Origin of the sequence: Paenibacillus phytohabitans, from assembly GCF_013141775.1 — a bacterium.
In the GTDB taxonomy this organism is placed as follows: Bacteria; Bacillota; Bacilli; order Paenibacillales; family Paenibacillaceae; genus Paenibacillus_AQ; species Paenibacillus_AQ phytohabitans.
Map to the genome: position 1 here is coordinate 104,428 of NZ_WHOB01000097.1, position 12,840 is coordinate 117,267.

8 protein-coding genes are annotated in these 12,840 nt (G+C 54.5%); 4 read left to right on the top strand and 4 right to left on the bottom strand.

Annotated features, from left to right (window positions below; genetic code table 11):
* Nucleotides 1-10: 10 nt before the first annotated feature.
* Complete coding sequence (locus tag GC101_RS34075; RefSeq protein WP_171720914.1) at nt 11-1,621, bottom strand: response regulator transcription factor; 1,611 nt, start codon at nt 1,619-1,621, stop codon at nt 11-13.
* The gene (locus GC101_RS34080; protein WP_171720915.1) at nt 1,599-3,344 is read right to left on the bottom strand and encodes a sensor histidine kinase; all 1,746 of its coding nucleotides are present in this window, start codon (nt 3,342-3,344) and stop codon (nt 1,599-1,601) included. The genes GC101_RS34075 and GC101_RS34080 overlap by 23 nt, the downstream gene beginning before the upstream one ends.
* Nucleotides 3,345-3,487: 143 nt before the next feature.
* Here GC101_RS34080 and GC101_RS34085 point away from each other — a divergent pair, with 143 nt between their 5' ends.
* A complete protein-coding gene (locus GC101_RS34085) occupies nt 3,488-5,077 on the top strand; it encodes an extracellular solute-binding protein (RefSeq protein WP_171720916.1) in 1,590 nt (529 codons plus the stop codon).
* A gap of 136 nt (nt 5,078-5,213) precedes the next feature.
* Here GC101_RS34085 and bglS read toward each other — a convergent pair whose 3' ends face one another.
* Nucleotides 5,214-5,888 (bottom strand): beta-glucanase, encoded by a 675-nt coding sequence (gene bglS / locus GC101_RS34090; protein WP_246354643.1) that lies wholly within the window; start codon nt 5,886-5,888, stop codon nt 5,214-5,216.
* A gap of 266 nt (nt 5,889-6,154) precedes the next feature.
* On the opposite strand from bglS, the gene GC101_RS34095 reads away from it, so the two are divergent.
* Both GC101_RS34095 and leuS read left to right on the top strand, forming a co-directional pair.
* Nucleotides 6,155-7,222, top strand: coding sequence for an AI-2E family transporter (locus GC101_RS34095; RefSeq protein ID WP_171720917.1), 1,068 nt, complete (start codon nt 6,155-6,157; stop codon nt 7,220-7,222).
* An 858-nt stretch (nt 7,223-8,080) separates the two neighbouring features.
* Nucleotides 8,081-10,528, top strand: coding sequence for a leucine--tRNA ligase (gene leuS, locus GC101_RS34100; RefSeq protein WP_171720918.1), 2,448 nt, complete (start codon nt 8,081-8,083; stop codon nt 10,526-10,528).
* Between the two features lie 207 nt (nt 10,529-10,735).
* On the opposite strand, the gene comER is transcribed toward leuS, so the two are convergent.
* Nucleotides 10,736-11,587 carry a late competence protein ComER gene (gene comER / locus GC101_RS34105; protein ID WP_042139487.1) on the bottom strand — a complete coding sequence of 284 codons (852 nt, stop codon included), beginning with the start codon at nt 11,585-11,587 and terminating at the stop codon, nt 10,736-10,738.
* Nucleotides 11,588-11,734: 147 nt separating this feature from the next.
* Here comER and GC101_RS34110 point away from each other — a divergent pair, with 147 nt between their 5' ends.
* Nucleotides 11,735-12,520: a ComEA family DNA-binding protein gene (locus GC101_RS34110; RefSeq protein ID WP_246354638.1), complete on the top strand. Its 786-nt coding sequence runs from the start codon at nt 11,735-11,737 to the stop codon at nt 12,518-12,520.
* Nucleotides 12,521-12,840: the final 320 nt, after the last annotated feature.

Genomic DNA, 12,840 nt, shown 5'->3' on the forward strand with positions numbered 1-12,840 from the left:
GGGACCGGGGCTAATTCGCCCGGTCCCTGAATTCTTGCGGCGTCATATGGCTGTATTCCTTGAACAGCTTAATGAAATAATGGGCATTGGAGTAGCCGAGTGCAGCGGATATTTCATAGATTTTAAGTGCGGAATGGGTAAGCAGGTAAGCGGCTTTTTCCATTTTAGCTGAACTGATATGGTCACTGAGCCGTTTCCCGGTCTCTGCCTTATAGATTTTGGAGAGATAGACTGGATGCAGCTTAACCTCGTCCGCAATAGCATTCAGCGACACGTAGTGCAGGTTGAGATCGATGTATTCATGAACCTTCTGAATCAATACACTGCGCATATCCTTGCGTTCACTGTCAAAATGCTCCTTAAGCAGCGCCAGCATCCGTAGTGCATAATCCAGCAGCTTGTCCGGAGTGTGGAAGCTTCCCCCGCCAGGCATGGTGCTCCCGGTGATGTCCCCGAGCATTGTATTGTTTTTGTGGGCGAAATAGTAGAAGGCCGTTTCCATATACAGCTTGGCCTCTTCAATATGCTCCGGGGAATGGCCGTCCGTCTCTATTAGCTCGGCATGGATATTCCGGACTTTGGACTCGATGCTGTCCCAGTTACTAGCCTCCAGCAGATGGAACAGAGTGGGCGGCTCATACAGCGACTGAAGGGTCGTGATCCGCTTCTCTGCGGTGTCTTCCGCCTTCAGAAAAACACCTGTTTCGTGGCCGATATGCGCTCTGATCGTGGATATGGCAGTCTGGTACAGGCTGTACACCTGATCCGGGAACGATCCCCAGCCTGTAGCAATCACGGAAATGCCGCCGCCGATGACGGTGCTTACGTTTTTTTGCAGCTGGTAAGCCGTCTGGATCATCTGACTGTGCAGGGACGGCAGGTTGTCCCGGCAATCCTCCGTAAGCGGCTGAAGAACAAGCACAAGATAATCATGGACATCCTTGCAGGACCACATGGCAAACCGCTCCTGAAACAGCTCATGGGCGATGTTGACAATCGCATATTCAAATAACTGCATACTGTTCACATCATGCTGTTGAAAATAATCCTCCAGCCGGATCACCAGCAAGGCCGCCGGCCGCTCCAGTGTGAAGGGCAGACTGAACTGGTCAAGCTGCTCTACCAGCTGCCGGTTGCCCGGCTTGCGGCCCTGCAGCAGCCCGTTGAGGAGCCGGTCCCGCAGCAGAGGCAGGTGCTCGCGGAAGGTTTGCAGCGTCCGTTGATAGGAAGCGCGGGTCTCCCATTCCTTCCGGATCTCCAGCAGCAGCTGTTCAAGCACCTCCATGAGCGGCCCGTTGCCGATCGGCTTCAGCAGATAAGCGCTGGCCTGCTGGGAAATGGCCTGTTTGGCGTATTCAAATTCCGAATATCCGGTCAGCAGAACCGTTTTGATGTGTTTCCACTCCCGGCGGGTATGCCCGATAAGCTGCAGGCCGGACATCTCCGGCATATTAATGTCGGTGACCACAATATCCACCGGGTGCTGGCGGAGAATCTCCAGCGCCTCGTATCCCGAATAGGCTCTGTGCACCTGCTCGACCTGCAGCTCATTCCAGGGGATGGAGATGAATAAGTCGTCTACAACATAGGGTTCGTCGTCAACCAGCAGAATCTGATACATAGTTGTCCTCTTTCTTCCGGATATGCAGGGTGACCATAAGTCCGCCCTGCTCAGATGCTGTAATCAGGATTGCCGATGTTTCGCCGAATTGATGCTTCAGGCGCTGCTGCACATTCCAGAGGCCGCAGCCGCCGTCCAGGCGCTCCTGTTCATTCAGACGGTCTTGCAGCAAGGCGATTCCGGTCTCATCCATTCCGGCTCCGTTATCTTCAACGGAGATGACGAGTTCACTGCCGCTGCGGGCGGCACGGATGAGAATGAAGCCGAGGCCGATTCTTCGCTCAATCCCGTGGATGATGCTGTTCTCCACCAGCGGCTGGATCAAGAGGCGCGGAATACGCTCGTCCAGCAGCTCTGCGGGAATCTCAAGCTCATACCTGAGCCGCTGCTTGCGGAGGTTCTGGATCGACAGATAATTCTCGAGCAGCTTGACTTCATCGGCAACCGTAGTCAGTGAATGATCCATCCTGGTGATATAGCGGTAGTACTCTCCAAGATTCAGTGCCATGGCCTCGACAGAGTCCGTATCTCCGATGCTGGCCTTGCTCTTTATGAAGAACAGGCAGTTGTACAGAAAATGCGGGTTAATCTGTGACTGCAGCTGTTTGAGATAAGCGTCCTTAGCCCGCAGCTGCTCCAGATACACTTGTTCAATCAAGGATTGCAGCGTGGCAGCCATCTCGTTAAACTCCTGGTTCAGCAGCGAGAAATCACTGTTGGTCCGGACATGGATACGGGTGGACCAGCGGCCTTCCTTCATGCGGTTCAGCGAACGCAGGAGCAGGCTGATCGGCCGCTGCACCTGACGGTACAAGAGCAGCGTCAGCAGCAGGCTCATCCCCAGCAGCACAACGGTCGCTGTAATGAAAGAATAACGGCTGCTGTGAATCGGCTGCAGAATCTGCTCCAGCGGGGAGTAGTGGATGACATGCCAGCCCAGCGTGGCCGAGCGGACGGCGCTGACCAGATAGCTTCCATTCCCCAGCTTAAGAATCGTTGAGATCTCCTGAGCCTGCGGGAAATCGGGCAACTGGCTCACCAGCTGCCCGGCAATCTGTTCGTCCGCAGGCTGCGGATTCAGTACCCCGTAGCCGGTATGATAGAGAAAGGTACCGCCGCTGCCCGGCGGCTGGTAACTCCCGAGCATTTTAGCAATGTTGGAGACAGGGAACTTCACTTCAATGATCATATTAGCCTGGGACGGCTTCTCCCGGAAATTAGCCGGATCGGAGAGCATCAGCCGGAAGCCGCCAGCGCCGCTATTCCCGGAGGGGCCGGGCGAATATTCCCAGCCTGCAGGCAGCGAATGCCGCAAATCGGCTGTGTCGAAGCTCAGGGAAGGATCGGTGGAGAGCGTCTCTCCCTTAAGCAGGTTGAAGATTAGAAGCTGATTCTCCCAGGTGCTTGAGCCGGTCTGCAGGGACAGCTTCTCCAGCACCGTGCGGATGGTCTGGCTGACATCTATGAGATGGCCGAGCTGCTGCAGCTGCACATAATCACGGATCGTCGGGTCCCGCCGCAGGGCATATACGCTTCCGGCCAGCTGGTTAATATTATTGTCGATCTGCGCAGTCAGAAACTCCAGATGGTTCAGGTCAGTCGTCTTGATCTGCCGGGTGATGACGCGGATATCCTTGCGGTAGGAGAACCCGTAGAAGATAAGGGTTACCATAATGAGCGAGATCAGAATAGCAACCATTTTGACGAACAAGTTAGCGCGCATCCGCTGTTAATCATCCTTTTTCTTCAAGTATATAATAGATTGAACCGCTTTCATGAATCATGAAAACTATACCATATTTGCACCGGCAGTTATGCTATACTTTTGAATATTCGTTACTATGAAAACGCTGTTAGGAGGAGACTATGCGTCTATATGCACTTCTCGCTGTAGGAATCATGCTGGTCTCCGGCTGCTCCTTCGCCGGAGATGATCCCTCTGATATCATTCCGGCAGCCGTGCAGCCAGAGGCTCAGACTGTACATTATGATGAACGGCTTGGCAAATACGTTCCCGCTGTAGATTTATATACCGTCGGAGTGATTAATCCCGACATGAGCTTCAAAGAAGGCGAAAGCCTGGAGTCTAACGTGCATACCCGCTGGGCCGAAGAGCGGCTGGGAATCCGCATCCGTTATTTATGGACGTTACCCGGCTCCTCAGAGATCTATGCCAATAAGCTGCGTCTGGAGCTGGCCAAAGGGAATATGCCGGATATCGTAACCACACGGGACCGCGAAGTGATTCAGGAGCTGATTGATTCCGGTCAATTCCGGGAAGCCGGCAGCCTGTTCCAGCGTTATGCCTCTCCGGCATGGAAGGCTGCAATGGACGAGGAGCCGGCGGTCTGGAACAGCCTGGAGCGGGACGGCCAGCAATATGCAATTCCCATTCTCGATTATGAATATAACTCGGACCCGGTATTATGGATCCGCGCAGATTGGCTGAAGAAGCTCAAGCTACCAGTGCCGGAGACCCTGGATGAGCTGGAGACGGTTATGGATGCCTTTGCAAACGGTGATCCGGACGGGAACGGCCTGAAGGATACGTTCGGATTATCTGTAAGCTTCAGAAATGGAGCCAGCACCTGGATGGGCGATGCAAGCTGGATCTTCGGAGCCTTCGGGACAGTCCCCGAGCAGTGGAACACTCTGCCGGACGGCACTCTGCAGTACGGGTCCGTGATGCCGGCCGCCGGGCAGGCGCTTGCCCTCATGAAGAGCTGGGTGGACAAAGGGTACCTCTCCAAGGATAACGCCTGGCAGGATGAAGAAGGAGCCGCAGCGCTATTCACTTCGGGCAAGGCCGGCATCATTGCCGGGCCGTTCTGGATGAGGGGCTGGCCGCTGACCAAGCTGGCGGATCTTGACCCGGAGGCCGTAATCCAGGCCGTCCCCCTTCCTTCGGGACCTGACGGGAGGGTGCAGCGGCGGGGGCTGCTTCCTGTTAACGGAGCCATTCTGATCAATAAGAAGATGGAGCATCCGGAAATCTTTTTCACCTATCAGAATTATCTGTTCGATTATTACGCCACCTCGAGCGGAGAATTCGCAAACGGGCTGGCTAAGGGATATGACTGGACGGAGCAGGATGGCGAGACTGTGACGGATCCGGCCTTGCTCCCGCAGGGAGGGATCCGTGTCGAGTCCTATACGCTGACCTTCGATGGAGCCCGTATTCCGTCCAGAGTGATTAAGGAGATTCCCCAAGATATAGCTCCTGTGCTGCTCTCGCAGCTGGATGCCTCCCTCCAGGATCAGTTCACCGGTCCGCCCACACGCACCATGCGGACCAGCTGGGAGCTGCTGCAGAAGCTGGAACAGAAGACGTTCGAGCAGATCATCTTTGGTGATCTTTCGGTAAGCGAATTCCCCGCCTTTGTCACCAAATGGTCGCAGTATGGCGGTGAGCAGGTTACCAGGGAAGTGGGCGAGTGGTATCTCGCCCAGCCGTAATACGGTACCGGAAGCTCCCTTGAGGACAGCCGGGTTTGCCTTGGAATACAGCAGGAGACTGTGTATACCGGATGCTTCCGGCATACGCAGTCTCCTGTTTTTTTGCAGCATAAGCAGTTGGTCCCGGGGGGCCTGTTCAGTTGCTGGTATATTTCACAAAATCATAATAGGCGTAGAGCGGATTCGCACCGTTATAAGCGCCGAGCCAGGAATCTACCCCTGTACCGTTCCAGATGTTCATCATAATTTTACCGGCGTGGGTGGGGATATTGCTGGTGGCCGTATGCTTCAGCACTCCGTCGACGTACCACTTGATCGAGCCGGGCTGCCAGTCAAAAGCATAGATATGATAGCCCTGTGAGGCGTCAAATCCCAGATTTACCACCTTTTCATGGCCGCCTACACCGTTCGTGAAATAATTGAACTGCACCTTGGTCGTATCCTTGCCGAGGAATTCGATATCAATCTCATCCCAGGGGTTGCCGTCCGACGGGCCGGTGTACGTGAAGAAGGAGGAGACAATTCCGGTGTTTTTGGCCGGCATCATATTCACTTCGTATTTACCGTAGCCGTATTTATACACAGAGCGCAGTTCGGCACCGTCAAAGGTATTGTAGGCCGGACTTGTAAGGGCCAGCCGCAGCTGTCCGCCGCTGGTGAAGCTGATGTTATTCGCACGCCACGTACAATTGAACATGCCCCCGTTGGAGTAGCCGTCTGCCTTGGCCCATGTATCTGCATTGAAATAGGTTAGCGGTTCCCAAAAGACCGTTGCCGCCGAAGCAGGCGTTGTAATCATAAAACAGCTCATCAATGCTATAGCCAGGCTGCCCCTCCACATTTTTCTCCAATTCCTCATTACACCATCAGCTCCCCGTGAAAGCGTTTGTAATTACGGGTTAATCTTACCTGATGCGGGCGGGGTGGACTATAACAAGTTGTGAATTTGCATACCAAATAATCAAGATCATCAAGTTTCATGAGGCTGGCGGGAAATGGCGGTTATTTTGCGGCAGGCATACATATACTTACTTAGTACTGAAGCCAGTCCAGAACTGCTGCAAGGAGGGTGTGCTCATGGAGCAATGGTCCCAAAGTAAATGGTTCCGCTGGATGATCGGCGTGCTGCTCTCCCTGATCATTCTGTATTTCGTCTGGCTGCTCCGCCCCATGCTGGAGGGAATATTCCTGTTTCTAAAAGCGATCCTCGCCCCGTTCCTGGCGGCAATGATCATCTCATATGTGCTGAATCCCGTGGTTTCCATGCTCTCCAGGAGAAAAATGCCGCGCAGCGTGGCCGTCCTGCTGATCTATGCCGTATTTCTCACCTCACTGGCGGTCATTCTGATCAACCTGATCCCCATGTTCATCGAGCAGCTTGAGGAGCTAAACGAGCATCTGCCGGAGATGACACTGCATGCGCAGGGCCTGATGCGGGGCATGAACTCCAGACTGATTCCGCCCGGTGTGGAGACGGGAATGAATAACTGGTTTTATCAGCTGGAAAACCGCCTGGCCGAAGGCATCTCCCACTTCCTTGATAATATTGCTTCAACCATTGGCATCCTGTTCAATGCATTCATTGTGCCTTTTCTGGTGTTCTACATCCTGAAGGACTTCGATGTGTTCGAAAGAACCGTCGTATCCTGCCTGCCCCGGTCCCGCCGCAAGTCGATTGTCACCCTGCTGAAGGACATTGATGAGGCACTCGGCAACTATATCCGCGGGCAGTTTCTTGTCTGCATCATCATCGGCGTGCTGGCCTATATCGGCTATATGATTATCGGTATGCCTTATGCGCTGCTCTTCGCCTGCGTAGTAGCGGTCTTTAACATTGTGCCTTATATGGGTCCGTTTCTGGGGGCGGCTCCGGCCATTGTAATGGCTTCAACCCTCTCGTGGCGCCTGGTACTGATGGTTGCTGTGGTGAATACACTATGCCAAATGCTGGAGAGCAACGTTATTTCGCCACAGGTGGTCGGGCGGAAGCTGCATCTGCATCCGCTGCTGATTATCTTCGCGCTGCTGGTCGGCGGGGAGATCGCCGGAATGATCGGACTGATTCTGGCGGTGCCGTTCTTCGCAGCCGGCAAAGTGGTCATTCAGCATATCATCGCCTATTATATCCGCAGAAAGCCGGCATAAAAGCAGGGATATCGTTAAATCATTGACGGTACATGTATCTTTTGGTTATAATGTGGTGAATATTACGAGTAAAGAGCAGTACACATAGCAGTGCGATGAAGAGGAGTATTAATTCGTGAGACCGTTATTCAGAGAGCCGGCACCCCAGGTGCGAGCCGGTTAACGGACCGCAGTGAACTCACCTCGGAGTAATGGCGCGAGCCGCAGGGTTCCTTAAGCTTCATTAATAAGGAGACCGGCGTGTGAACCGTCGTCGCCTCACCCCCGCTAAAGGGTGTCAAAGTGAGTGCCGGACAAAGAATGTCCGCCGCTAACTAGGGTGGTACCACGGGAATTCAAACCTCTCGTCCCTAGCGATAATACGCTAGGGATGGGAGGTTTTTTTGCGGTTAGCCCGGCGGAGTGGCGGGAAGGCTGGGATGGTTCCAGTGGCGCCGCACGGTCAAGGATATTCCAGCAGTTCCGCGAACCGAAGCGGGTCCTGGGCTTTGCGGATTCTGCCGGCCCGGCGAAGCTTGGGCGGGTTCCTGCCACCCCGGCGAATCAACGGCGGGTTGGCTTTTCAGCCCTTCCGGCTCAGCGAATCATTGCGGGTTCTTGGACTTTGCTGCTCCGCCAGGCGAACAGATGGAATCTATAAAAGTTACAGAGAAACGGAACGGAGAGAAATTTTGGAGCTGTAGAAACGAAGTGTTCGCCTTTATTCTCGGATTTCTACCGCAAATAGCGGTTCAAATCATGAAATCGGAGAATAACAGCGATCGGAAGCCCAAAACTTTTTCGCAGTGCAGTTTGTTCTCTGAACTCTTTTTAAAAAAGCGTTAACCAAGACAGCAACACTCCAAGGAGGAGCATAAGATGAGCGACAACACATTTACCCAAGCCCACACCGGCTACCGCGCCCAGACCATCGAGCCGAAATGGCAGAAATTCTGGGACGAGAACAAGACATTCAAAACAAGTGAAGAAGCAGGCAAACCGAAGTTCTACGCACTGGATATGTTCCCATATCCTTCCGGCGCAGGGCTGCACGTAGGCCATCCTGAAGGCTATACCGCTACAGACATTGTTTCCCGCTTCAAACGGATGCGCGGCTACAACGTGCTGCACCCGATGGGCTGGGACGCTTTCGGACTTCCGGCTGAGCAGTATGCGATGGATACCGGACAGCATCCGCGTGACATTACCTTCAAGAACATAGACAATTTCCGCCGCCAGATCAAGTCGCTGGGCTTCTCCTACGACTGGGACCGCGAGATCAGCACAACTGATCCGGGTTACTACAAATGGACGCAGTGGATTTTCATCCAGCTGTACAACCGCGGTCTGGCTTATGTAGCTGAGGTTTCCGTGAACTGGTGTGAAGCGCTGGGTACCGTCCTGGCGAATGAAGAAGTGATCGACGGCAAAAGCGAGCGCGGCGGCCATCCCGTGGTCCGCAGACCGATGCGCCAGTGGATTCTGAGAATTACCGAATATGCTGACCGCCTGCTCGAGGATCTGGAGGAGCTGGATTGGGAAGAGAGTATCAAGGATATGCAGCGCAACTGGATCGGCAAATCGACCGGTGCTGAGGTGACTTTTGCCATTGAAGGGCATGAGGCTACACTTGAAGTGTTCACCACCCGTCCGGACACCCTGTTCGGAGCAAGCTATTGCGTTGTGGCACCCGAGCATAAGCTGGTTGATGTGATTACAACAGAAGAGCAGAAGGCTGCCGTTGCGGACTACCGCGACAAGGCTTCACGCAAGAGTGATCTGGAACGTACCGATCTGGCCAAGGAGAAAAGCGGTGTCTTCACCGGCGCTTATGCGATTAATCCGGTGAACGGCGCACAGGTGCCGATCTGGATTGCCGACTACGTGCTGGCCGGCTACGGAACCGGAGCGATTATGGCTGTACCGGGTCATGATACCCGTGACTGGGAGTTCGCCAAGCAGTTCGGCTTGAACATTATTGAAGTAGTGCAAGGCGGCAACGTCGAAGAAGAGGCTTATTCCGGCGACGGTCCGCATGTGAATTCCGGATTCCTCGATGGCCTGTCCAATACCGAAGCCATTGCCAAAATGATTGCCTGGCTGGAAGAGAAAGGCAGCGGCAAGGGCAAAGTAACCTACCGCCTGCGTGACTGGCTGTTCAGCCGCCAGCGTTACTGGGGCGAGCCGATTCCGATTCTGCATCTGGAAGACGGCACAATGAAGACCGTTCCTGTAGACCAGCTGCCGCTGGTACTGCCGGATGTGGATGCGATTAAGCCTTCGGGCACAGGTGAATCTCCGCTGGCGAATGTAACCGAGTGGGTTGAAACGATCGATCCGGAGACCGGCATGAAAGCCCGCCGCGAGACCAACACCATGCCGCAATGGGCCGGCAGCTGCTGGTACTACCTGCGTTATATCGATCCGCATAATGATCAGGAGCTGTGTTCACCGGAGAAGCAGAAGGAATGGCTGCCGGTTGACCTGTATATCGGCGGAGCTGAGCATGCGGTGCTCCACCTGCTGTATGCCCGCTTCTGGCACAAGGTTCTCTATGATATCGGCGTAGTCGATACGAAGGAACCGTTCCACAAGCTCGTGAACCAGGGGATGATCCTGGGGAACAACAATGAGAAGATGAGTAAATCGCGCGGCAACGTCATCAACCCGGATGAAATCGTAGAAGCTTACGGCGCAGATACACTGCGCGTCTACGAAATGTTCATGGGGCCGCTGGAAGCGACTAAGCCTTGGAATGAAAAAGGCGTGGAAGGCATCCACCGCTTCCTCTCCCGCGTATGGCGCCTGTTCGTGAACGAAGATGGCAGCATCAGCGCTAAGATCTCGGCAGATGGCGGTACCGATGAATTCAAACGGACCTGGCATAAGACGCTGAAGAAGGTAACCGAAGACTTTGAACATCTGCGGTTCAATACGGCGATCAGCCAGCTGATGATTTTCATCAACGACGCTTACAAGCAGGAGAGCCTGTCCACAGAAGCCGCAGAACAGTTCGTCCAGATGCTGTCGCCGCTGGCACCGCATATTGCCGAAGAGCTGTGGCAGCTGCTGGGTCACGAAGGAAGCATCAGCTATGTCGCATGGCCGGCTTATGATGAAGCCTGGACCGTAGATGCGGAAGTGGAAATCGTCGTGCAGGTTAACGGTAAAATCGTTCAGCGCGCACTGATCCCTATGGATATGGGTCAGGAAGATATGCAGAACCATGCACTGGCCCTGCCGAACGTGAAGGCAGCCGTCGAAGGCAAAACCGTACGTAAAATTATTGCCGTTCCCGGCAAGCTGGTAAATATAGTAGTGGGTTAAGCGAAGAACGCAACATTGCCCGCAGCAACGGATGACTCCGTGCTGCGGGTTTTATTGGTTTCCGGCAGTTCACCGGAAGCGGAGAACGGAGAGGCAGAGCGTAGCTTAAGGCGGCATGGCAAGAGGAGAAGGACGATGGCAAGGCATACAGCCCTTGCAATAAGCTATGGCAATGGACGTTGGCAGAAGGCTATCGCCGCAGCTGCCTTAGCGGTCAAGTGGGCTCTGGACGATGCTACTGCGCCCGAACAGCTCGTCGAGCTTTTCCACATCTTCATCGTATTTGTCATGCGTAGTGGTGATCAGGCGTTCGAACACCCCTTCCAGACTCGTGCGCAGGTGGTTCAGCGCTTCCGCTGTAATGCCTCCGCGGACGGCAACCCGTTCCTGCAACCCCTGCGGGGTGAAGGAGCCTTCTGTCAGCAGCTTGCCTGTACCAAGCAGCATTTCACCGGCCAGACGGCTGACCAGGGCCTCATCAATGCCGGTTGCTTCTACAGCCGCTTCGATCCACCGTTCCAGGAAATAGCTGATGAACGCCGGGCCGCAGCTGGAGAAATCAGAGGCAATCCGCGTATGACTCTCCGGGATTTCCGCAGGAACACCAATACATGAGAATAGCCGGAGCAGGACCAGCCTGTCTTTTTTATTTAATCTGCTTCCGAAGATGCACAGAGAAGTCCCGCTTTTGACGGAATGGGTGATGCTGGGAATAATCTTGGCAATTTTGGAGGGCAGTACGGATTCAAGATGGTACAGCTGAACTGGACTAGTAATGGATACGACAATCTGCTCGCTGCGCAGGTAAGGGGCAATCTCATCGCTTAACATTTTGAACTGCAAAGGTTTGACACACAGAAACACGATATCGCTCTCGGACGCGGCTTCGATGTTGCCCGAACATACAGTGATTCCGGGATGAAGCTTCTTCAGCTCCCTCAGCTTGCCCGGGCTGCGGTTGCTGGCCAGCACATCACACGGATCAAGGGCTCCCGAACGAAGAAAGGTGTCGATGAGCAGACCGCCCATGCTGCCTGTTCCGATAAATCCCACTTTCATCCTGTGGTTACCTCCTTTCTAATGTTGCTGGGTTCTGGGCTTACAGGAATACTCTTCGTTCAATGTATGCACGGCAGTCTTGGACAAATGACAGGTTTTAAACTTGTTTTTGAATAAAATTCCAGTTTACTGAAGGAGGACAGCTTCATGGGCAAAAGAATGATCGGCTGCGCCATTGCCGCTGCGCTGCTGGGCGGCGGCCTGGTCTGGGCTGCAGACCACAGGGCAGAGAACGGCATCGCCGGGTGGGAGACCCTGAACGCCGGGATGGCGCAGGCGCTGGGGGTGGCGGATGGCGGCGCGGGAACGGCAGGGGAGAGTGGTGAAGAGGGTGGCGGTGGTGCTGAAGGGGCAGCGGCTATTGGTGGTAGCGGTGCCGGGAGTGGCAAAGCCCTGGCAGCAGCTGGCGGTGAGGGCGGGAGTGCAGGCGGGAAAGACGCAAAGGCCGCAGCGGCCGGAAGTGCTGTGCCGGTGGGGACAGCCGGGGCAGCGGCAGGTGGGGATGACGGGAATACGAACGGTAAGGCCGGGGCGGCGGTTGGTGGCGGGATCGCAGGAGTAGCTGGGAGTGGAGCCGCTAATGGAGGGAATGTTGGAGCAGAGGGAAGTGGCGGCGTAGGTGGTGGGATGGCAGGAGCATCCGGAAACGAGGGCGCTGCAAGTGGCGGGACGGCTGGAGTAGTTGGGAGCGCTGAAGCAGCTGGTGCCGCAGGAGCAGTAGCTACAGCAGTAGCTGCTGATGGCAGGGTCAACGTGAACATTGCCGATACCGCAGCCCTGATGGATCTGCCGGGTATCGGGGAGAAGAAGGCGCAGGCGATTATCGAGTACCGCAGCAGCAAGGGAGCGTTCCGCAGCCTGACCGATCTGGGCAAGGTCAAGGGGATCGGGCCGAAGCTGCTGGAGCAGCTGAAGCCGCTGGTGGCATTTTGAGTCCAGGACCCGCTGGATGATTCGAACGGGCGGCAGCATTCATACTGAAGCTTGTATACACTACAATTGGCAGGGAATTACCGGGTTGTTGTTACACAAAGTTATCTGATGGATTCGAGTCTACCCGCAATGCCCAACCGTATGCTCCGCCAGTCAGATAAGTGTATTTGGTACAACTAAAAACTGTAAAACTACTAATTTTTTAAAGTTAGTTGCACTTCGTACAACTAAAATACGTTGTGTGGCGATTTTAGCTCTGCAGATCGTGATATAAGTGTACGGAATACAATTAAACTGATTTTCATCCGAATTTCAGTCTT